Annotated in this window: 15 protein-coding genes; 8 read left to right on the forward strand and 7 right to left on the reverse strand. The window is 68.9% G+C overall.

Annotation, left to right across the window (positions count from 1 at the left end):
• Positions 1–28 precede the first annotated feature (28 nt).
• Positions 29–1,195: a mandelate racemase/muconate lactonizing enzyme family protein gene (locus LDO27_RS03615; RefSeq protein WP_224039716.1), complete on the reverse strand. Its 1,167-nt coding sequence runs from the start codon at positions 1,193–1,195 to the stop codon at positions 29–31.
• A gap of 110 nt (positions 1,196–1,305) precedes the next feature.
• Between LDO27_RS03615 and LDO27_RS03620 the strand changes: the two genes are divergently transcribed.
• Positions 1,306–2,202, forward strand: a complete 897-nt coding sequence (locus LDO27_RS03620; RefSeq protein ID WP_224039717.1) for a LysR family transcriptional regulator — start codon at positions 1,306–1,308, stop codon at positions 2,200–2,202.
• Positions 2,203–2,268: 66 nt separating this feature from the next.
• Here the strand turns inward: LDO27_RS03620 and LDO27_RS03625 are convergent, their stop codons facing one another.
• The 5 genes from LDO27_RS03625 to LDO27_RS03645 form a co-directional block, all read right to left on the reverse strand.
• Complete coding sequence (locus tag LDO27_RS03625) at positions 2,269–3,831, reverse strand: methyl-accepting chemotaxis protein (RefSeq protein WP_222206740.1); 1,563 nt, start codon at positions 3,829–3,831, stop codon at positions 2,269–2,271.
• Positions 3,832–4,194: 363 nt separating this feature from the next.
• Positions 4,195–5,193 (reverse strand): tripartite tricarboxylate transporter substrate binding protein, encoded by a 999-nt coding sequence (locus LDO27_RS03630; RefSeq protein ID WP_224039719.1) that lies wholly within the window; start codon positions 5,191–5,193, stop codon positions 4,195–4,197.
• A 50-nt stretch (positions 5,194–5,243) separates the two neighbouring features.
• Positions 5,244–5,951 carry a 3-oxoacid CoA-transferase subunit B gene (locus tag LDO27_RS03635; protein ID WP_224039721.1) on the reverse strand — a complete coding sequence of 236 codons (708 nt, stop codon included), beginning with the start codon at positions 5,949–5,951 and terminating at the stop codon, positions 5,244–5,246.
• On the reverse strand, positions 5,941–6,618 hold the full coding sequence (locus LDO27_RS03640) for a 3-oxoacid CoA-transferase subunit A (protein ID WP_222206749.1): 678 nt from the start codon (positions 6,616–6,618) through the stop codon (positions 5,941–5,943). Before LDO27_RS03640 ends, LDO27_RS03635 begins: the two co-directional genes overlap by 11 nt.
• 50 nt (positions 6,619–6,668) lie before the next feature.
• Positions 6,669–7,646: a Bug family tripartite tricarboxylate transporter substrate binding protein gene (locus LDO27_RS03645; protein ID WP_222206751.1), complete on the reverse strand. Its 978-nt coding sequence runs from the start codon at positions 7,644–7,646 to the stop codon at positions 6,669–6,671.
• A gap of 353 nt (positions 7,647–7,999) precedes the next feature.
• On the opposite strand from LDO27_RS03645, the gene LDO27_RS03650 reads away from it, so the two are divergent.
• The 4 genes from LDO27_RS03650 (at position 8,000) to LDO27_RS03665 (ending at position 13,347) form a co-directional block, all read left to right on the forward strand.
• Positions 8,000–9,535 carry an alpha-amylase family glycosyl hydrolase gene (locus tag LDO27_RS03650; protein WP_224039722.1) on the forward strand — a complete coding sequence of 512 codons (1,536 nt, stop codon included), beginning with the start codon at positions 8,000–8,002 and terminating at the stop codon, positions 9,533–9,535.
• Positions 9,536–11,164 (forward strand): alpha-amylase family protein, encoded by a 1,629-nt coding sequence (locus tag LDO27_RS03655; RefSeq protein WP_224039724.1) that lies wholly within the window; start codon positions 9,536–9,538, stop codon positions 11,162–11,164.
• 35 nt (positions 11,165–11,199) lie between these two features.
• Positions 11,200–12,192 (forward strand): TIGR03885 family FMN-dependent LLM class oxidoreductase, encoded by a 993-nt coding sequence (locus tag LDO27_RS03660; protein ID WP_224039726.1) that lies wholly within the window; start codon positions 11,200–11,202, stop codon positions 12,190–12,192.
• Between the two features lie 177 nt (positions 12,193–12,369).
• Positions 12,370–13,347: an SGNH/GDSL hydrolase family protein gene (locus LDO27_RS03665; protein WP_224039728.1), complete on the forward strand. Its 978-nt coding sequence runs from the start codon at positions 12,370–12,372 to the stop codon at positions 13,345–13,347.
• A gap of 30 nt (positions 13,348–13,377) precedes the next feature.
• Here LDO27_RS03665 and LDO27_RS03670 read toward each other — a convergent pair whose 3' ends face one another.
• A complete protein-coding gene (locus LDO27_RS03670; RefSeq protein WP_222206761.1) occupies positions 13,378–14,358 on the reverse strand; it encodes an SDR family oxidoreductase in 981 nt (326 codons plus the stop codon).
• 442 nt (positions 14,359–14,800) lie between these two features.
• Between LDO27_RS03670 and bcsB the strand changes: the two genes are divergently transcribed.
• Genes bcsB through LDO27_RS03685 form a run of 3 tightly spaced genes read left to right on the forward strand, consistent with a single transcriptional unit; the run spans position 14,801 to position 22,150 of the window.
• Positions 14,801–17,095, forward strand: a complete 2,295-nt coding sequence (gene bcsB, locus LDO27_RS03675) for a cellulose biosynthesis cyclic di-GMP-binding regulatory protein BcsB (protein ID WP_224039730.1) — start codon at positions 14,801–14,803, stop codon at positions 17,093–17,095.
• A 1-nt stretch (position 17,096) separates the two neighbouring features.
• Positions 17,097–18,320: a cellulose synthase complex periplasmic endoglucanase BcsZ gene (bcsZ, locus tag LDO27_RS03680; RefSeq protein WP_224039732.1), complete on the forward strand. Its 1,224-nt coding sequence runs from the start codon at positions 17,097–17,099 to the stop codon at positions 18,318–18,320.
• Positions 18,302–22,150, forward strand: coding sequence for a cellulose synthase subunit BcsC-related outer membrane protein (locus tag LDO27_RS03685; protein WP_224039734.1), 3,849 nt, complete (start codon positions 18,302–18,304; stop codon positions 22,148–22,150). The genes bcsZ and LDO27_RS03685 overlap by 19 nt, the downstream gene beginning before the upstream one ends.
• Positions 22,151–22,167 lie beyond the last annotated feature (17 nt).

Consider the following 22,167-nt stretch of genomic DNA (forward strand, 5'->3'; position numbering starts at 1 on the left):
TCCGTTTGTGTTTTTACGTAGCCGCGGCTTAGGCCGACAGTTGCTGCATCACGCTGTAGAGGTCCGACTTGCCTTCGAAACCGATACCGGGCAGATCCGGCATCGTGAGGTAACCCTTTTCGACCTTGACGCCGTCGGGGAAACCACCGAAAGGCTGGAACAGGTCCGGATAGCTCTCGTTGCCACCGAGTCCGAGGCCGGCGGCGATGTTCAGCGACATCTGGTGACCGCCGTGCGGGATGCAGCGGCTTGCCGACCATCCGTGCTCCTTCAGCATGTCCAGCGTGCGCAGGTATTCGACAAGGCCGTAGCTGAGGGCGCAGTCGAATTGCAGCCAGTCCCGGTCTGGACGCATGCCGCCATAGCGGATCAGATTGCGCGCATCCTGCATCGAGAACAGGTCTTCGCCCGTTGCCATCGGCTTGTCGTAGTAGTTGCGCAGCGTCGCCTGCAGCTCGAAGTCCAGCGGATCGCCCGGCTCCTCGTACCAGAACAGGTCGTATTGGGAAAGGGCCTTCGCATACTGGATGGCGGTGTCGAGGTCGAACCGTCCATTGGCGTCGACGGCGAGCTTCTGGCCGTCCTGCAGCACGCTGAGGATCGAGTCGATACGGCGCAGATCTTCGTCCAGCGACGCGCCGCCGATCTTCTTCTTGACCACGGTATAGCCGCGATCGATATAGCTGCGCATCTCATCCTTGAGCTTGCCGTGATCCTGGCCCGGATAGTAGTAACCTCCGGCTGCATAGACGAACACCTTGCGGTTGGCCTCGCCATTCCCATAGCGATCCGCGAGCAGTTGGAACAGCGGCTTGCCCTCGATCTTCGCCACGGCATCCCAGATCGCCATGTCGATCGTGCCAATGGCGACCGAACGCTCGCCGTGACCTCCCGGCTTTTCGTTCTTGAACATCGTGTCCCAGACCTTGTGCGGGTCCAGATTGTTGCCGGTCGCATCTACCAGAGACTCGGGCGGGGCTTCCAGGATGCGGGGGATGAACCGCTCGCGCATGAGGGTGCCCTGCCCGTAACGGCCGTTCGAGTTGAAGCCATAGCCGACCACCGGCTTGCCGTCCCGGACCACGTCCGTGATCACGGCGACCAGGCTGAGGGTCATCTTGCTGAAATCGATGTAGGCGTTGCGGATGGGCGAACTGATGGGAAAGGTCTTTTCCCGAATTTCTACGATTCTCACGGGGTCTCCTAAGCAGAAACGGTGCACCCGCTACGGCGCGGGGAATCGGTAGCTTAGGCGGCGGCCGATAAACTAGAATTGAATCCAGTTCACAACATTATTAACCCAAAGTGAAAGCCGACATCGCCTCCGAACTGGAGTTCTTCGTCCTCGTGGCGAAACTTGGCAGCCTGTCCGCGGCCGCCCGGGAGCTTGACCTGACGCCCCCGGCGGCAACCAAGCGCCTCGCCCTGATGGAGAACCGATTGGGTGTGCGCCTGGTGAACCGGACGACCCGCAGCATCAGCCTGACGAACGAGGGCGAGACCTACCTGTCCTACGCCTCTCGCATCCTGGCCGACCTGAGCGAGATGGAGGAAGCGGTGTCGCTGAGTGGCGCCGAGCCGAGGGGCCTGCTCAGGGTCAATGCGACGCTGGGTTTCGGGCGAACCACGATCGCGCCGCTGGTCTCCGAATTTGCGAAACGCTATGCGCACGTCGAGGTCCAGCTCGAGGTCACGGACCGCCCCGTGGATCTTGTCGATAGCGGTATCGACCTCGCCATCCGGTTTGGAGAATTGCCGGATCGAAGACTGTCGGCACGGCGGATCATGTCGAACCGGCGGTTTCTTTGTGCCTCGCCCGGATACCTCGAAAAGTACGGGGCGCCACGATCGCTGGCCGACCTTTCGCGCCACCGCTGCATCATCCATCGACAGAACGACAGCGCCTATGGCGTCTGGCGCTTCGACCATGACGGCCATCAGGAAACCATCAAGGTATCGGGCGCGCTGTCAAGCAACGACGGCGATATCGTCCTGGGGTGGGCGCTGGATGGACACGGCATCCTCGTGCGGTCCGAATGGGATCTTGCCAAGTATCTGGAGAGCGGACGGCTGCGCGTCATCCTTCCGGAGTACAAGGTCCCGTCGGCGGATCTCTTCGTGTATTACTCTCAGCGCCGCAACCAGACGGCGCGCGCACGGGCGTTCATTGACTTCCTGATCGAGAGATTCCGGAAGCCATAAAAAAACCCGCCGGCCCGTGCGGGGCCGGCGGGTTTTCCTTACTTCGGCCGTAATGCCTTAGGGCGCTCAGGCCGTCAGCGCCGCAGCCGGTGCCAACCGGAACGAAGCCACGGCCGCCTTCAGCCGCTGCGCCTGCTCCTCCAGCGAGCCGGCCGCCGCGGCAGCCTGCTCCACCAGCGCGGCGTTCTGCTGCGTGACGGTGTCCATCTGCGTGACCGCCTGGTTCACCTGCTCGATGCCGGCGCTCTGCTCGGCCGAGGCCGCGCTGATTTCGCCCATGATGTCGGTGACGCGCTTGACCGCGCCGACGATTTCTTCCATGGTCTTGCCGGCTTCGCCGACGAGCTTGGAGCCCTTCTCCACGCGTTCGGCGGAGTCGCCGATCAGCGCCTGGATTTCCTTGGCGGCCGTGGCGCTGCGCTGCGCGAGGCTGCGCACTTCGCCTGCCACGACGGCAAACCCGCGGCCTTGCTCACCGGCGCGCGCGGCTTCCACCGCGGCGTTCAGCGCGAGGATGTTGGTCTGGAAGGCGATGCCTTCGATCACGGCGATGATGTCCACCACCTTGCGGGAAGCGCTGTTGATGTCTTCCATCGTGTCGACGACCTGGCCCACCACTTCGCCGCCGCGCGTGGCGATCTCCGAGGCGTTGACCGCCAGCGAGCTGGCCTGCTTGGCGTTGTCGGCATTCTGGCGCACGATGCTGGTCAGCTCTTCCATGCTGGACGCGGTCTGCTGCAGCGAGGACGCCTGTTCCTCGGTGCGCTGCGACAGGTCCGTATTGCCCACGGCGATCTGGCTGGTGCCGGTCGCGATGGCGTCGGTACCGGTGCGCACCTGCGTCACGATGCGCAGGATGTTGGAGTTCATGTCGCTCAGCGCGTCCAGCAGCTGGCCGGTTTCGTCCTTGCTGTCGACGACGATATGGCTGCTCAGATCGCCCGATGCCACGGTGCGGGCGATGGCGACGGCGCGATGCAGCGGCCGGGTGATGCCGATGGTCAGCCAGAAGGCGAAGGCCACGCCGATGCCGAGCACCACTACGCCCATCGCGATCAGGCCATTGCGGGCATTCGTGTAGATCGTATCGATTTCCTTGGCGGTCTCGTCGATGGTATTGCGCTGGATATCCAGCAGCGTCTGGATCTCGCGCAGATAGGCTTCGCCAGCCGGCACGAATTCCTTCTCCAGCGCCTGGTTGGCGCCTTCGGTATCGCCCGCTTCCTTCAGCTTGGTGATCTTGTCGCGCGACGCGTTATACGGGTCGCGCACTTCGCCGACGATCTTCTGGAAGGCCGCCTTCTCGGCGTCGGACACCAGCATCGGCTGCACCTTGTCGCGCAGCACCGCGATGGCGGCGGCCGATGCCTTGGTTTCCGCAGCAAAGTAGGCGCCCAGCGAGGGGTCCGAGCTCTTGGCCACGGCGGTCGTGCGGCGCACGCTGGCATACATCAGCCGATACCAGTCGCTGACCATGCGCTCTTTCGCGAGCGGCTGCTCCATCATGGCGGCGGTCCGCTCGGCCACGCCCTGCAGGCGGTAAATGCCGAGGCCCGTCATCAGCGTCGACAGCAACAACACCACGCCAAAGCCGATGCCTAGGCGCACACCAATTCCCAAATTTCTCATTTCTTCTTCCTGGCGAGATCACAGAATGGCGGCGAAATGCTGCGCGAAGGCGCCCATTCGCTCTGTTTTGCCTGCTGCACCGCCTTCGGGCGAACGCATACGCGGACAATGCGTGAACAACGGCAGAAAAAAGGAGAACTTGAGGAGAACAAGCAGACCTTCGCTAGAGGAGGGGCGAGCGCCCTAGCTAGAAGATTGCTGTCGTCTTCATGGATCCCTCGCGACAATCCACAGAGGCAGCAAGGGTCCACCACATGGCGAAATCAACGCAAGAGCGTTGTTGCACTGTGTGAATGAGCCGATGACCTTGTTTACCGTCGCCTGTTCCGCGTCGCAACGCTGCCATCGGTTCTTCACGCCGAACTACTCCAACCGCGCCCCCGACTCCTTCACCACCTTGCTCCACCGGTCGATCTCGGCGTCGATATGCGCGCCGAGCGCCGCGGGGGTGGAGCCCACCGCCTCATAGCCGTTGGACGCGAGCTGGTTCTTCAACGCCGGCTCGGCAATGACCGTGGCGATCTCCTTGCTGAGGCGGTCGACCACGGCGGGCGGGGTGCCGGCCGGGGCCAGCACCGCATACCAGCCATTGATGTCGAAGCCGGGCACGCCCGCCTCGGCCAGTGTGGGGACGTCGGGGGCGAGCGCCGCGCGCTTGGCGCTGGTCACGGCGAGCGCCCGCAGCTTGCCGCTGCGGATATGGGGCATCGACGTCGAGATGCTGTCGAAGGTCAGCTGGATTTCGCCGGCCAGCATGGCGGTCACCACCGGCGCGCTGCCCTTGTACGGGACATGGGTCATCTTGACGCCGGTCATCGAGTTGAACAGCTCCCCCGCCAGATGGCCGGTGTTGCCGTTGCCGGCCGAGCCGAAGGTCAGCTTGCCCGGCGCGGCCTTGGCCTCGGCGATCAGTTCGGAGACGGTATTGGCTTTGAGCGACGAACTGCCGGCGACGATCAGCGGCAGGTTGGCGACCAGCGACACGGGCGCGAAGTCCTTGCGGGTGTCGTAGGGCAGCCTGGGGTAGAGGCTCGCATTGATGGCATGCGCGGCCAGCACCATGATCAGCGTATAGCCGTCCGGCTTGGACCGGGCCAGCGCCTGGCTGGCGATGGTGCCGCCCGCCCCCGGCCGGTACTCCAGCACGACCGGCTGGCCGAGCCTCTCCTGCAGCTTGGCGGCGACGGGGCGCGCCAGCATGTCGGCGCTGCCGCCCGGCGGATACGGAATGAGCAGCTGGATCGGACGCGCGGGCCAGGTCTCCGCGCGCGCGGGGGCGACCGCCGCCGTCGCCAGTCCCGCGGCGAGCATGACGAGAAGCACCGCGCGACGGCGCGGCGTGAAGGTGCGATGTGCTGGCATGGCGTTGTTTCTCCCGAATTGTTGATGTGGACCGCTCCCGGCGGCCTGCTTCAGGCCGCCTCGCCCGATGTCGGCGGCAGCGTCCGATACGACGGAGCCAGCGTCAGCGGCGCACCGGTGCGCGCCTGCAGGTCCGCGAATGGCACGCCCTCCACCATCGCGCCGACCACCAGTCCGTCCCGCGTGACGTCGATCACCGCGAGATCGGTATAGATGCGGTCGACCACGCCGATGCCCGTCAGCGGATAGCTGCAATGTCCGACGATCTTGGGTTTCCCGTCGCGGGTGGTGTGCTCCATCATGACGAACACGCGCGCCGCGCCGGCCACCAGGTCCATCGCCCCGCCCACTGCCGGGATCGCGTCGGCCTCGCCGGTGGACCAGTTGGCCAGGTCGCCACGCGCGGAAACCTGGAACGCGCCGAGCACGGTGATATCGATATGGCCGCCCCGCATCATCGCGAACGACACGGCGTGGTCGGAAATGGAAGCGCCGGTCAGCAGGCGGATGGGCTCCTTGCTGGCGTTGATCAGGTCAGGATCGGTGGCGCCTTCGCGAATCACCGGTCCCACGCCGAGAATGCCGTTCTCGCTGTGCAGGATGATTTCGCGGTCGGACGGCAGCTGGTCCGAGACCAGCGTCGGCATGCCGATGCCCAGATTGACGCAGCTGCCGTCCGGAATGTCGTGCGCGACGATGCGCGCCATCGCGGCCCGGCTCAGGCGTGGCAGGGGTGAAGACGAAACGTCAGGAATCATGGCGGGCTCCGGTCGATACCACGGCGTTCACGAAGATGCCCGGTGTCATCACGTGTTCGGGCGCGAGGCTGCCAAGGGGTACGATCTCGTCGACCTGCACGACGGTATGGCGCGCGGCCGTGCACATCACCGGGCCGAAGTTGCGCCCGGCATAGCGGTAGACGAGATTGCCCCAGCGGTCGGCGCGATGGGCCTTGACCAGCGCGACATCGCCGCGCAACGGCTGCTCCAGCACGTAACCCACGCCATCGATCATGCGCGCCTCCTTGCCTTCGGCGAGGGCCGTGCCATAGGCCGTGGGCGTAAAGAACGGCCCGAGCCCGGCGCCCGCGGCGCGCATGCGCTCGACCAGCGTGCCCTGCGGCACGCACTCCAACGCCACCTTGCCCGCGCGGTAGGCGTCGATGAATGCCTCGGCATTGTTCGAGCGCGGATGGGAGCAGATCACCTTGCGCACCCTGCCGGCCCGGATAAGTGCCGCGATGCCGGTATCGCCATTGCCGGCGTTGTTGTTCACGATGGTGAGATCGCCCACCCCGCGCGCGAGCAGCGCATCGAGCAGCGCGCCCGGAATGCCGGAGCCGCCGAAGCCGCTCACCAGCACCGTGTCGCCCTCGCGGATGCAGGCTACGGCCTCCTCCAGCGATGCAACGGTCTTGTCTATCATCGTCACCTCTCCCCGGGCCGGCATGGCCCGCAATCGATCGCGGAACAGCGTTATTGCAGCGGGATGCCGGTGTCCTTGACCACGCGCGCCCAGCGTTCGCGTTCGGCACGGATGAACTCGGCGAAGTGCGCCGGGGTGTCGCCGCCCGGTACGCCGCCGAGTTCGGCAAGGCGGGTCTTGACCGCGGGCTCGGCGAGGATGCCCGCCACCGTATTGCGCAACTGGTCGACAACCGCTGGCGGCGTGCCGGCCGGGGCGACGAGCCCGAACCATGCCGTGACCTGGAAGTCGTCGAGGCCCGCCTCTTTCATCGTCGGCACCTCGGGCAGCTCGGGCACACGCGTGGCGCTGGTCACCGCGAGCGCGCGCAGCTTGCCCGACTGGATATGCGGCAGCGAACTGGGCAGGTTGTCCACCATCATCGTGACCTGCCCGGCGACCAGATCGGCCACGGCGGGCGCGGCGCCCTTGTACGGAACATGGATGATGTCGATGCCGGTGCGCTTGCGGAACAGCTCGCCCGACAGGTGCACGGACTGGCCCGTGCCGGACGATGCGAAGGACAGCTTGCCGGGCGATGCCTTTGCCAGCGCCACCAGTTCGCCGACGTTGCGCGCCGGCACGTTGGCGTTGACCACCAGCACATTGGGCACGGAGACGACCATCGTGATCGGCGCGAAGTCCTGCGGGCCATAGGGCAACTGCTTGTAGAGCCCGTAGTTGATCGCATTGGGGCCGATATTGCCCATCATCAGCGTGTAGCCATCCGGGGCGGACTGCTTCAGGGCCTGCGCGCCGATGATGCCGGCACCGCCCGCGCGGTTCTCCACCACCACCGGCTGGCCCAGCACCTCGCCCATGCGCTTGCCCACCAGCCGCGAGGCGATATCGGTGGTGCCGCCGGCCGCCGCGGGTACGATCAGCCGGATCGGCTTGTCCGGGTACGCGGCGAAGGCCCAGGCGGGCACCATGGCCAGGCCGGCCAGCAGCCAGGCGCACGCCTGCCGCAAGCAGCGGATTGCTTTCATTCATTGTCTCCTGTGTTGTCGCGCCTGGCTCTGCGGCCAGCGTCATACGATAGATCGTGCCTTGCCCGCCGGCTATTCGACACTGACGAACCGGCACTTAGTCGCGACGAAAGGCTTGCCCGGCACTGCGGCCTGCAAATTCGATACGGGCAGGTAAAGCTTACAGACGGGCGCGCGGCCACGCCGGCCCTTGTGTCCAAGTCGCCCATGCGGCGCCTGCGCGGCACAGCGTCGATCGCCGCCAGTGCTCTCGCACGAGGCGCACGGGTATGGCACTTGCTCTATTGCACGCACACGCGCAAGGCCGCCCGCGGCTTTTGCTTTCTGTCGCGAGAATCAATGGAGGCCCCGCCATGGAAGAGCAGCCGGACATCTGGTGGAAAAGCGCCGTGGTGTACCAGATCTATCCCCGCTCGTTCGCCGATGCCAACGGCGATGGGGTCGGCGACCTGGCCGGCATCGACGCGCATCTGGACCATATCTGCGCGCTTGGCGCCGACACCGTCTGGCTCTCGCCGATCTTCCGCTCGCCAATGGCCGATGCGGGCTACGACATCAGCGACTACTGCGATATCGACCCGCTGTTCGGCACGCTGGAGGACGCCGACCGGCTGATCGAACGCGCCCATGCGCGTGGGCTGCGGGTGCTGCTGGACTTCGTGCCGAACCACACGTCGGACCAGCACCCGTGGTTCATCGAGTCGCGCTCGTCCCGCGACAACCCCAAGCGGGACTGGTACATCTGGCGCGATACCCCCAACGACTGGCGCGCGGCGCTCGGCGCGGGCAGCGCCTGGACGTGGGACGAAGGCAGCGGCCAGTACTACCTGCACCTGTTCCTGCCCGAGCAGCCCGACCTGAACTGGCGCAACCCGGAGGTGGTCGAGGCCATGCATGGGGTGCTGCGCTTCTGGCTCGATCGCGGCGTGGACGGTTTCCGCATCGACGTGGCGCACTGCACCGGCAAGGACCCGACCTTTGCGAACAATCCCCGCTGCCTGGCCGGCGAGCCGCTGGCGGACTTCAACGACCAGCCGTACAGCCACGAGGTACTGCGCGGCATTCGCCGGCTGGTCGACAGCTATCCCGGCGACCGCGTGCTGGTGGGCGAGGTCAATATCCGCGCCACCGAGAAGGTCGTCGAGTACTACGGGGCGGGCGACGAACTGCATATGTCGTTCAACTTCCCGCCGCTGGACGCGCCGTGGGACCCCGTGCTGCTGCGCATGTGCATCCGCGAGGTGGAGGACCTGCTGCGTCCGGCCGGTGCGTGGCCCACCTGGGTGCTGTCCAACCACGACAACCCGCGCCACCGCACCCGCTACGGCGGCTCGCTGCGCCGCGCCCGCGCGGCGGCCGTGATGCTGCTGACGCTGCGCGGCACGCCGTTCCTGTACCAGGGCGAGGAACTGGGGCTGGAAGACGCGCTCGTCGATGCCGCGGACCGCATCGATCCGGGTGGGCGCGACGGCTGCCGCGCGCCCATTCCGTGGCATGCCGAGCCGCCCCACGGCTGGCGGGGCGAGCGGCCGTGGCTGCCGTTCCCGCCCGATGCCGCCGCGCATTCGGCGGACGCGCAATGGGAAGACCGCGATTCCATCCTTCATCTGTACCGCCGCCTGCTCGCCGTGCGCCGCGCCAGTCCGGCGTTGCGCCTGGGTTCCTGGGAGGAACTGCCGGCGCCACCCGAGGCGCTGGTCTATTGCCGCCGTTACGAGGACGACGAGCGGATCGTGTGCGTCAACTTCGCCGACCGTCCCCTGGTCATCCCCCGGCCCGAGGGCTGGATCGTGGAAATCGACAGTCAGGAAGCGCCGGTGGAGTCGGCGCATTTCGACGGCACGCTGGCGCCCGAATGCGCCGTGCTGCTGAAGCCGGGAGATCGATAAATGCAGCCGCTCTGGTATCGCAATGCCGTGATCTATCAGGTCGATCCCAACCTCTTTCGCGACAGCAACGGCGACGGCTGGGGCGACCTGCAAGGCGTGACCGAGCGCCTGGACCATCTGCGCGGGCTGGGCGTGACCTGCCTGTGGCTGATGCCGTTCTACGCCTCGCCCTTTCAGGACAGCGGCTACGACATCTCGGACCACCTCGCAGTGGCCCCGCGTTTCGGCTCGCTGCCCGATATCGCCGCCCTGCTCGAGCGCGCGGAGGAAATGGGCATCCACGTGGTGATCGAACTGGTGGTGCACCACACGTCGGACCAGCACCGCTGGTTCCAGGAGGCCCGGCGCGATCGCAATTCGCCCTACCGCGACTACTACGTGTGGGCCGACGAGCCGCTGGAGACCGAAGTCAAGCCCGCCTTTCCCACCGTCGAGGACAGCGTCTGGACCTGGGACGAGGAAGCCGGCCAGTACTACCGGCATGCCTTCTACGCGCACGAGCCCGACCTGAACCTGGCCAATCCCGCTGTGCGGCACGAGGTGCGCCAGATCCTGTCGTTCTGGCTGCGGCTGGGCGTGTCGGGCTTCCGGGTCGACGCGGCCGGGCTGATGATGGAGCGCGCCCGCGCCGCGGACCCGCGCGACGACGGCTTCTGGCTCCTGACCGAACTGCGCGACCACGTCTCCCAGCGCAATCCGAACGCGGTGCTGCTGGGCGAGGTCGATGTCGAGCCGAAAGACTACGTCCGCTACTTCGGCGACAACGACCGCCTGCATCTGCTGCTCAACTTCTGGCTCAACAACCATCTGTACCTGGCGCTCGCCCGGCAGGACGCCGAACCCATCGCCCGCGCACTCAAGACGCAGCCGCCGCGGCCCAAGCATGCGCAATACGCGCTGTGGCTGCGCAACCATGACGAGCTGAACCTGGACAAGCTGACCGAGGACGAGCGCAAGGAGGTGATGGACAAGTTCGCCCCCGAACCCGACATGCGCATCTACAACCGCGGCATCCGGCGCCGGCTGCCGCCGATGCTCGGCGGCGACATGCGCATGGTGGCGCTGACCCACAGCATCCTGTTCTCGCTGCCGGGCACGCCCATCCTGCGCTATGGCGAAGAGATCGGCATGGGCGACGACCTGTCGCTGGAGGAGCGCCATTCCGTGCGCACCACCATGCAATGGTCGGACGAACCCAATGGCGGCTTCTCGGCCGCCGATCCCGAAACGCTGCCCGTGCCGGTCATCCGGGAGGGGCAGTACGGCTATGACCAGCTGAACGTCTACGCGCAAGCGCTGACGGACAACTCGCTGCTGTCCTGCACCGGCAGGATGATCCGCACGCGACTGGGGCTGCAGGAAATCGGCGCCGGCGCCTACAAGGTGCTCGATGTCGGTTGCAGCGCGGTGCTGGCGCTGTGGCATCAGAGCAATGGCGTGCAAGTGCTGACGCTGGCCAACCTGTCGCCGGACGAGGTCAGCATCCGCATCCCGGAAACGGCGCCGGACGATCTGGTCGATATCCTCGTCGACGGCCCGTACGAGCGGCGGCGCGACCATCCCGACCATCTCGTCCTGCATGGCCATGGCTACCGATGGCTGCGCCGGCGCGAGGACGTGTTCCGCTGATCCGGGACCGTCGCGCAAGCCACTGGAGAACCGGCATGACCATCATCGGCTATCACGCCTCGCACGAGCAGTTTGCGCCGGGCGAACTGCTGGACTACGCCAGGGCGGCGGAGCAGGCCGGCTTCGGCGCGCTCGGCTGCTCGGACCATTTCCATCCATGGAGCGTGCGGCAGGGGCACAGCGGCCATGCCTGGTCGTGGCTCGGCGCCGCCCTCGCCACCACCAGCCTGTCGGCGGGCGCGGTGACCTGTCCTTTCGGCCGATACCATCCGGCGGTGGTCGCGCAGGCGGCCGCCACGCTGGCGCAGATGTTCCCCGGCCGCTTCTGGATCGCGCTGGGCAGCGGCGAAGCGCTGAACGAACACATCACCGGGGAGCCATGGCCGCCCAAGGCGCAGCGCAATGCCATGCTGCTGGAGTCGGCCAATGTCATGCGCGCGCTCTGGCGCGGCGAGGAGGTGTCGCACGACGGCCATATCCGGGTGGACCGCGCGCGCCTGTACAGCCTGCCGGCCCAGCCGCCGCTGCTGGTTTGCGCGGCGCTGTCGCCCGAGACCGCCCGCTGGGCCGGCACCTGGGCCGACGCGCTGATCACCGTCTCTGCACCGCGGGAGCGGATGCGCGCGGTGCTGGACGCCTTCCGGGAAACCGCCCCGCCCTCGCGGCCGGCCTTCCTGCAGGCCAAGGTCGCCTATGCCGACCCCGCCATCGGCGAGCAGGCCGCGCGGCAGATGGCGTTCGAGCAATGGCGCACCAATGTTTTCGACAGCGCCACGGCGGCGGACCTTGCCACGCCGGAAGCGTTCGACGCGCACGCCAGCGGCCTCACGCCGGCCGACATGGACAAGGCCGTACGCATCTCGTGCGACACCGCGCGCCACGCCGAGTGGCTGGCCGAAGACCTCGCGATGGGCTTCGACCGGGTGTACGTGCACAACGTCGGCCGCAACCAGCGCGAGACCATCGAGGCGTTCGGCGCGAAGGTCCTGCCGGCGTTGGGCGCCGACAACGCCAGGGCCGGGCTCTAGCCGGGGATCCGGGAGGCCTCGACTGCTGCGGCGCCGTATTGCGGCGCCTTATTCACATGGATGGATAGCAATTGCTGAGGGAATGTCCCGATGCAACTGGGTTCATCCATCTGAAGGATGCGACGCGGAATCCGGCTTCCCTACACTCTGCCGGTCCTTCCCCCAGAGTCCTTCCCGATGAATACGCCAAGAAAACTCGTTGGTGTGGCGGTACTTGTGTGCCTGATCGGCGCGGCCACGGCCGAAGTCTTCGCCCGCGCCGCGCTCGGCCTGGGGCATCCGCCGCTGTACCAGTCCGACAGCGAGATCGAATACCTGCTCAAGCCGGACCAGAACGTCAGGCGCTTCGGCAACCATTACCGGGTCAACCACTTCAGCATGCGCGCGGAGGATTTCGCGCCGACGCGCGCGCCGGACGAGCGCCGGGTGCTCGTATTCGGCGATTCGGTGGTCAATGCCGGCGCGCAGGTGGACCAGTACGTGATCGCCACCGAGCTGCTGCATCGGGAACTGGCGGAACTGGAGGCGCAGCAACCGGGGCAAGGGCCGGCACCAAACGACGGCCAGCCGCACAAGAAGACGGTCACCGTCGGCAACGTCTCCGCGTTCAGCTGGGGGCCGGGCAACTGGCTGGCCTATGCGAAGCGCTACGGGTTTTTCGAGGCGGACACGGTGATCATCGTGACCAACAGCGGCGACTATGGCGACGTACCCACCTTCGAGCCGCTGAACCCCAATACCCATCCTTCGACCGAGCCGCCATCGGCGGTATGGGAAGCGGCCGTGCGCTACCTGCCGGTCTATCTGCAGCGGCTGAACCCGAGTCCGCCGCCACCGCCCCCGCCGGCCGTCACCAGCGCCGAGGCCGGTCCGGACTCGCTGCGCGACCTGAAGGCACTGATCCGCATGGCGCAGCAGGCGGGCGCCAGGGTCCGCCTCGTGCAGCACTACCAGACCGATGAACTCGACGGCGACAAGCCGCCCCTTGGCACGGCCCTGTTCGCCCAGGCCTGCGAGGAGCTGGGCGTGCCCGTGCTCAGCATGCAGCAGGCCGAGCGCGAGGCGCGCCAGACCGCCTATATGGACAATATCCACCTGACCGCGCAGGGCCAGCGCATTCTGGCCGATACGCTGATGCTGGCGGCACGGCAGTAGCGCCGGCGGTAGCGCCGCCCGCGGCCGGGCTCAGCCGTCGCGCCGCGTGGCGTTCCACAGCAGCATGGCCACCGCGCCGGCGCCCAGCAGCAGGCCGGCGTTGCGCAGCCTGTTCGCGCCGGCCGGATCGCGCCAGCCGCCATCGACGGAGAGGCTGCCCGAGCTGGGCTCGAACAGGTTGCCGTCCGACACCGGCACCTCCGGCGCCTGCTCGAAATAGGCATCGACGAAGCGCGACGACCAGCGGCGTACCAGCCGTGGCGCCACCACGTTGGCCACCCGGGCCAGCGTCGCCACCACGCCCACCGTGGTGGACTCGCGCCGGGGATTCGCCGCGGCCCGCACGATGGCCCGGGCCACCAGCCGCGGGTCGTACAGCGGCTTGGGCGGACGCAGCATCTTGCCGGTGTAGTTGGCGCCATGCCGGAATCCCGGCGAATCGATTACCGACGGAAAGATGTCGCAGATGTGGATGCCTGGCCAGGGCACCAGTTCGGTTCGCAATGCCTCCGAGAACCCGCGCAACCCGTATTTGCTGGCCGAGTAGGAAACCCCATAGGGCGCCGGCGCCCAGGCGCCGAAGGACACGGTGTTGATCAGAGTGCCCTGCCCCGCGCGCTTGAAGTAAGGCAGCACCGCGTGGGCGCCATGCAGATAGCCGAGCAGATTGGTTCGCACCACCTGCTCATGGGCCGCGATGGGCGTGTCCTCGAACCGGCCCACCGCGCCCACCCCGGCGTTGTTGACCCAGATATCGATGCGGCCGTCGCCGCTGTCCGCGGCATGGCGGGCGAGGCTGGCCACCGCCTCGGCGTCGGTGACGTCCGTCGGCACGCACAAGGTCTTGGCGCCCAGCCGTGCGCAGTCGGCCGCCGTGCGCTCCAGCCCCTCCAGATTGCGCGCGGCCAGCACCAGCCGCACGCCGCGCCGGGCGAAGGCCTGCGCCGTGGCACGTCCGATACCGCTGGAGGCGCCCGTAATGACAATGGTGATGGTGCGCGACGATTGCATGGTGGTGTCCCCCCGTGGTGATTCCCGCACCCGCGCGTTCCCGGCGCGGGCCTGCCGGATCGGGCCGCCGACGCGGCGCTGGCATACAGCCCCCGGTGTGATGCAAACGCCGTACCATGCGGGCGCCGACGTCGGCCCGCGCGCTGGCGTGGCCCAGGCGCGGCGGCGTGCCCGGCCATGGCAGGACTGGCATGCAACCGTAGTAGAAAGCAACCGCCGGATGCGCCGCCGTGGCGCGCCGATGCGGATTGACCACGGTGCCGCGCCGGCGCGTCGTCTCCAAGTGACATTGGTGTAGACTCCACCCGACAAGGCGCGTCGTATTGCGAAAGCGTCACCCCGGGCGGTTGATATCAAGGGGACCCTGGCCTGACGAACGTCGTAAGAGCGTTCATCGTTTTTTCTGGTGTCGATGACGAGAACGACAGATTCATCCGCCGCCATGCCGCTCCGGCGTGGGGCCATAATGACGAAGGCCGTGCTGTTGGCCGCGATGGCGCTGCCGGTGGCCCATGCACAGACGCCATCCGCTCCGGGGGGAGCAAGCGATGCGGGCACGGCGCCTGCCGCGGCCAGCGCGCCCGTCGTGCCCGCGGCCGCGCCGACACGCCAGCAGACCCTGACGGTCGCGGAGATGGGCGCCTACGGCCCCATCGCGCTGCGCGGCCTGAGCTCGGATCGCGTGCTCAACGTCGGCATCCGCGCCGACGAGGTGGTGACCGCCGCCACCCTGCGGCTGCACTACACCTACTCGCCCTCGCTCGTCTTTCCGCTGTCGCATCTGAAGGTCAGGCTGAACGACGAGGTCGTGGCCACCCTGCCGCTGGACGCCAACCGCGCCGGCCAGCAGGTGACGCGCGACATTGCGCTGGAACCGCGGCTGTTCACCGACTTCAACCGCATCGGCATCGAGTTCATCGGCCACTACACGGTCGACCACTGCGAGGACGCCTCGCACTCGGCGCTGTGGACCGACATCAGCGCCAACAGCGCGCTGACGCTGACGACCGCGCCGCTGCGGCTTCCGGACAATCTCGCGCTGCTGCCGCTGCCGTTCTTCGACCGCCGGGACAATCGCCGCCTCACGGTCCCGTTCGTGCTGGCGGAGAACGCCGACATGGCGACGCTGCGCGCCGCCGGCGTGGTGGCCTCGTGGTTCGGCGGGCTGGCCGACTACCGCGGCGCACGCTTTCCGGTCACCCGCACGGCGCCGGCCGGCCAGCACGCGGTCATGCTGGCGCTGCCCGGGCCGGCCGCGACGGCGTTGGGCCTTGGCGAGATCGCCGGCCCCTCGGTCAGCGTGGTGCCGAATCCGAACAGCCCCGACCACAAGCTGCTGGTGATCGCCGGCCGCAACAAGGAAGAGCTGCAGACGGCGGCCTACGCGCTGGTGCTGGGCAAGGCCGCGATGACCGGCCGCCAGGCCACCATCCAGACCGTCGACCTCGGCCCGGCGCGCAAGCCCTACGACGCGCCGAACTGGGCGCCCGTGGACCGTCCGGTGCTGTTCCGCGAGCTGGTCACCGATCCGCAGCAGCTCCAGGTCTCCGGCAACGATCCGCAACCGATCCGCGTGAACCTGCGCGTGCCGGCCGACCTGTTCGGGTGGAATGCGCGCAACGTGCCGCTGAACCTGAAATACCGCTACACGCCGCCGTCGACGTACAACGACTCGGTGCTCAACGTCGACATCAACGACCAGCTGGTGCGCTCCTACCGGCTGCGCCCGGTGTCGGGACGGGACGACGAGAACCTGGTCAGCGTGCCGCTGCTGTCGGGCAGCGACGCGGTGATCTCCAACGAGATCCAGGTGCCGGCCTTCCGCGTGGGCAGCGACAACCAGATGCAGTTCCGTTTCCATATGGACTCGCAGAAGACCGGCCTGTGCGCATCGACGCCGGCCAAGGTCGCGCGCGCGGCCATCGATCCGGATTCCAGCATCGACTTCAGCGGCTTCGCCCACTACGCGGCGATGCCCAACCTCGCCTTCTTCGCCAACAGCGGCTATCCGTTCACGCGGCTGGCCGACCTGGCCGATACCGCGGTGGTGCTGCCCGACGCCCCGGGCAAGATCGACCAGGAAGCGCTGCTGACGCTGCTCGGCCATATGGGCCGCTGGACCGGCCTGCCGGCGCTGCGGGTGGACGTCGTGCCGGCGAAGGAAATCGACGCGGTCAAGCAGCGCAACCTGCTGCTGATCGGCAACGGCAGCGCCGGGCAATTGCTGGCGGGCTGGGGCAAGTCCCTGCCGATGCTGGTCGAGCGCGGCAAGACCGAGATGGCGCTGCGCGACCAGCGGGCCAACGCATGGTCAAACTGGCTCAGCGACGGCGAGCGCGAGACGATGACGCCGGCGGGCCGCGCCATCCTGTCGGCCGACGGCCCGCTCGCCGCGCTGATCGGCTTCCAGTCGCCCTTTCGCGAGGACCGCAGCGTGGTGGCGGTCACCGCCACCGAACCGGATCGCCTGGCGGACGTGCTGGATGCGCTGGACGATCCGGGCAAGGTCGCCCAGGTGCGCGGCGACCTGACCGTGGTCCGCACGCGCGAAGTCGAAGGCCTGCGGCTGGGCGAGCGCTATTTCGTGGGCGATTTCCCCTGGTATGCGCGCGTGTGGGTCCGCGTGTCGTCGCACCCCGTATTTCTCGCCATCGCCGGCATCATCGCCGGCCTGGCCGTGGCGCTGAGCGCGTTCTGGGCACTGTCCCGGCTCGCCGCCCGCCGCAACGGGGGCTGATATGGCGGCTCATGCAACGGCGGCCGGTGCGATGTCGCGCCGCCTGCTCGCGCCGCTGCGGCGGGCCGCCACCGTGGCGCGCGCGCTGGCGGGCGCGGCGCTGCTCGGCGCCTCGCTCGGCTGCGCGGCGGCAACCTGCCCCTGGCCCGCGTGGGACGCGTTCAAGCGCGACACCATCAGCGCCGACGGCCGCGTGGTCGATGCCAGCACCCCGCAGCAGGTCACGGTGTCCGAAGGCCAGGCCTACGGACTGTTCTTCGCGCTGGTCGCCAACGACCGCGCCACCTTCGAGCGCCTGCTGAACTGGACGGAGAACAACCTCGCCGAGGGCGACCTCGCCTCGCGGCTGCCGGCCTGGATCTGGGGTCGGCGCGACACCGCGCCCGGCAAGCCGGAAAGCTGGGGGGTGATCGACGCCAATCCCGCTTCCGACGCCGACCTGTGGATCGCCTACGCGCTGCTGGAGGCCGGCCGGCTCTGGCAGGACAGGCGCTATACGGCGCTGGGCACGGTCATCGCCCGGCAGGTGCTCAAGCAGGAAACCGCTGTGCTGCCGGGCCTTGGCCGCACGCTGCTGCCCGGCCCGGTGGGCTTCCATCCCGAGCCGACGATGTGGCGCCTCAATCCCAGCTATGTGCCGCCGCAGGTCATGCGCCGGCTCGCCGCGCTGTGGCCGGGCGAACCCGAATGGGGCCAGCTGCTTGCCAGCTCGATGCGCGTGCTGCTCGATACCGCGCCGCGCGGCTTCTCGCCCGACTGGGTCGAATACCATGCCGGCGCCAAACCCGGCTTCCGCCCCGACCGCCAGACCGAGGCCGAGGGCGCGTACAACGCGATCCGGGTCTATCTGTGGGCAGGCATGCTGCCCGAGCGCGAGCCCATGCGGGCGCAACTGCTGGCGGCCTATCGCCCGATGGCCGATTTCACTGTCGCCAAGGGGCATCCGCCCGAGCGCGTCGATACCCGCACGGGCGCGGTCGGCCCGAATGCCGGCAATGCCGGCTTCTCGGCCGCGGTGGCGCCCTATCTGGCGGCGCTGGGCCTGCCGGATGCCGCCCGCCAGCAAGTGCAGCGCCTGCGCAAGCTGGCCGCCGCCGAACCGCTGGGCTACTACAGCCAGGTGCTCGCGCTGTTCGGACTGGGCTATCTGGACGGCCTGTACCGCTTCGAAACCGACGGCGCGCTGACGCCGGCCTGGACCGCCTCATGTCCCGCGCCACGCTGAACTGCGCCACCGCGCTGCTGCTCGTCCACGCCGTGCCGGCCGCCGCCCAGGCGAGTGCGGCGGCGCCATCGGCGGCTGTCGATGCCAACGCGGCGGAACTCGCGCGCCTGCTGTCGTCGGCGCGCATGTGGGATGCCAAGAACCGCGCCGACATGGCGCGCGGCGCGCTGGACAAGATCCTGACGATCGACCCCCAGCATCCCGAGGCGCTGCTGATGCTCGGCCAGATCGAGCTGCGCTCCAACCGCCCGGCCGAGGCGCAGAAGATCCTGCAGCGCCTGCGCCAGCAGCATCCGCGCCACGCCGCCACGCGCGAACTCGAGGACGCCTACCGGATCGCCACCGGCGACAAGCGCGAGATGGCGACCGTGCGCATGCTGGCCCGGGCCGGCAACGAGAAGGAAGCGCTGGAGCGGCTGCAGCGGCTGTTTCCGCAGGGACCGCCGCGCGGCGAACTGGCCATCGACTATTACCGCATCCTCGCCGGCACCGACGCGGGCCGCCCGACCGCCATCGCCGAGATGCGCAAACTGCTGCGCCAGCAGCCGGACGACGCGCGCCTCGCGCTGGTGCTGGCCGACCTGCTGACCGACCGCCCCGCGACCCGCGCGGAAGGGCTGGACATGCTGTACCGGCTCACCCAGCGCACCGATGCCGACCGCGCGGCCGCGCTCGATATCTGGCGCCGCACGCTGTACCGTGTCAACGATGACCCCGCCTTCGCGGTCTGGTTCGAGCGCTACCTGAAGGAAGTGCCGGACGACGACACGGCGCGCCAGGCGCTGGCCGAGCTCGACAAGCGCCGCGAGGCGCAGCGGCGGCTGCTGGCCGACCCCGACTACCAGGCGCGGCAGCGGGGCCTGCGCCAGCTCGAACGCGGCAACCTGGCAGAAGCGCAGGCCGCCTTCGAGCAGGCCATGCGCACGCGCGCCAACGACGCCGAGGTGGTCGGCGGCCTGGGGCTGGTGCGCCTGCGCGAGGGCCGGCACGACGAGGCGCGCGCGCTGTTCGCCCGCGCCCTGCAACTGGACCCGGAACAGGCCGGCAAATGGCGCAGCCTGCTCGACACCGCCACGTTCTGGGGCACGGTGGCGCAGGCGCGGCTCGCCGGCACCCAGGGCAAGCCGGCCGAGGCCGAGGCGCTCGCGCGCAAGGCGCTGGCCCGGCAGCCGGACAACGCGGACGCGCAGGCCATTCTCGTCGATGCCCTGATCACCCAGAAGCGCGACGCCGAGGCGGAAGCGGTGCTGCGCAAGCAACTGGCGAGCCGCACGCCCGACCCAGCCATGCTGCGCCGTCTCGTGGCCCTGTTGCAGAACAACGGCCGCGACGCGGAGATCGGGCCCCTGCTCGCCGCCACCGAAGCGCGCCTGCAGAACACGCCCGATTCGGCGAACACGCTGCGCACGCTGCGCGCCGAACTGCTCACGCGCCAGGCCGACCAGCTGCTGGCCGAGCGCCGCGCCAGTCCCGCGCTCGCCAAGCTGGAGCAGGCACTCAAGCTCACCCCCGACGCCCCGTGGCTGCGCTACACGCTGGCGCGGGTCTATCGTGACCTGGGCCTGCCGGCGCTGGGCCGCGACACCATGGAAGACGGCCTGCGGCTGGCGCCGAACGCCGACATGCGCTACGCCAGCGCGCTCTACCTGAACTCGGTCGACGACCCGGATGCCGCCGCCGCGCTGCTGGCCGCCATTCCCGAGGCCGAGCGCACCGAGGGCATGCGCGAGCTGGGCGGCAACCTGCGCGCCCAGCAACTGCTGCGCGAGGGCCGCCTCGCCCTGGCCGCCGGCCGCCCGGACGATGCACGCGCCCTGCTGCGGCAGGCCGCCGACGCCACGCGCGCGGACCCGCAGATGCTGGCCACGGTGGGACGCGAGGCCATCGCGCTCGGCGATGCCGACTACGGCCTGGGCCTGGTGCAACAGTGGCTGGCCGACCATCCCGACGATCCGGCCTTCGGCGTGCGGTTGCGCTACGGCGAGCTGCTGGCCGCGGCGGGCCGCGACGAGGCCCTGCGTGCGTGGCTGGACGAGGTGCGCGCGCTGGACGCGCGCGCCGGCGCCAAGGGCGGCCTCGAGCCCGGCCAGCGCGCGGCGCTCGACGATCAGGCGCTGCGGCTGGCGCTGCGCGATACCGATCGCCGTCTGGATGCCGACGATTTCGCGGGCGCGCAGCGCGCGCTCGCCGCGGTGCCCGCCGCCCAGCAGAAGGACCGGCGCTGGGGGCTCGCGCTGGCCGACCTGCGCCAGCGGCAAGGCGACCTCAAGGGCGCGGAAGCCGCCGCGCGCGACGTGCTGGCCCGCCACCCCGGCGATGCCGACGCGCGCCTGACGCTGGCGCGCCTCGCGGAAGACGCCGGCCGCGACGAGCAGGCGCTGAGCATGGTGCGCGAGGTGCTGGCCGACACCCCGGAGGACGATATCGACACGCGGCTGTCGGTAGCCCGCCGGCTGACCGCCCTTCGGCAGGAACAGGAAGCCGCGGCTGTCGTCGATGCGCTGGACCGGCGCTACCCGCAGCGCGCCGATATCACCGTGCAGCGGGGGCGGATCGCGCAGTCGCGCGGCAGCTTCGACCAGGCCGCCACGCTGTACCGGCAGGCCCGCACGCTGGAGCAGGCCGAGGCCGCCGTGCCGTCGCCGGACGGCACCGCCGCGCAGCGCGCGCTGCAGGATCTCGAAGACCGGCGCGACGGCCAGGTGGCCACCGCCACGCTGCTCTCGAACAAGTCCGGCGACAGCGGCATCTCGCGGCTGCACAGCGTCGAGATTCCGCTGTTCGTGCGTGTGCCGCACGGCTACACCGGCCATCTGTTTTTCCATGCCGACACCGTGCTGCTCGATGCCGGCACGCTGCGGCCCGGCACCGACGAGAATGCCAGCGAGTTCGGCCAGATCGCCGCGCGCGGCGCGGCCGGGCTTTCGTCCGTCGGCCAGACCGACAAAGGCATGGCGCTCGCGGCCGGCTACGCGTACAACGGCGCCTACGGCAGCTGGCGCGCGGACCTGGGCACGACCCCGCTCGGCTTCCTGCGCCAGAACGTCGTCGGCGGCTTCCGCTACCGCGCGGAGCTGCGCCACGCGGCGGCCACCGTCGACGTATCGCGCCGCGCCGTCAACAGCAGCCTGATTTCCTACGCGGGCGCCACCGATCCCGCCAGCGGCGAGCAATGGGGCGGCGTGGTGCGCGACGGCATCCGGCTCGGCTATTCGCACGACGTCGGGCGCGGCAGCCTGTTCGCCACCGTGGGCGCCGGGGTGCTGACCGGGCACAACGTGCAGACCAACCGCGAATTCACCGTGCGCGCGGGGCTGGACTGGCCGCTGCTGCGGGCGCGCAATCAGGTCGTCACCAGCGGTTTGGTGGTCAACTACTGGCGCTACGCGGAAAACCTGCGCTACTACACGTTCGGCCACGGCGGCTACTACAGTCCCCAGCGTTATCTGTCGTTCGCGGTGCCGCTCGAATGGACAGGGCGGCGCGGCGAATGGTCGTGGCGGCTGGGCGGCTCGGCGGGCTGGTCGGACACCTACGAAAAGGACATGCCGTATTACCCGACGCGGCAGGACCTGCAGCAGATGGCGACGACGGACGACTTCAACCCGGTCTATTCCGGCGGCAAGGGCGGCGGCTTCAGCTACACGGCACTGGCCGCGGTCGAATATCGCTTCGCGCCCAAGTGGGTCGCGGGCCTGGCGCTGCAGATCGATCGCTCGCGGGACTACGCGCCCAACCGCGCAATCGCCTACCTGCGCTACCACTTCGAGCCGCCACGCGGACCGGTGCCCTTCCCGCCCGAGCCGGTGCAGCCGTACTCGTCGTACTAGACCGCAGCGGACGCCAT

Source organism: Cupriavidus respiraculi (genome assembly GCF_914271545.1).
Taxonomy (GTDB): Bacteria; Pseudomonadota; Gammaproteobacteria; order Burkholderiales; family Burkholderiaceae; genus Cupriavidus; species Cupriavidus respiraculi.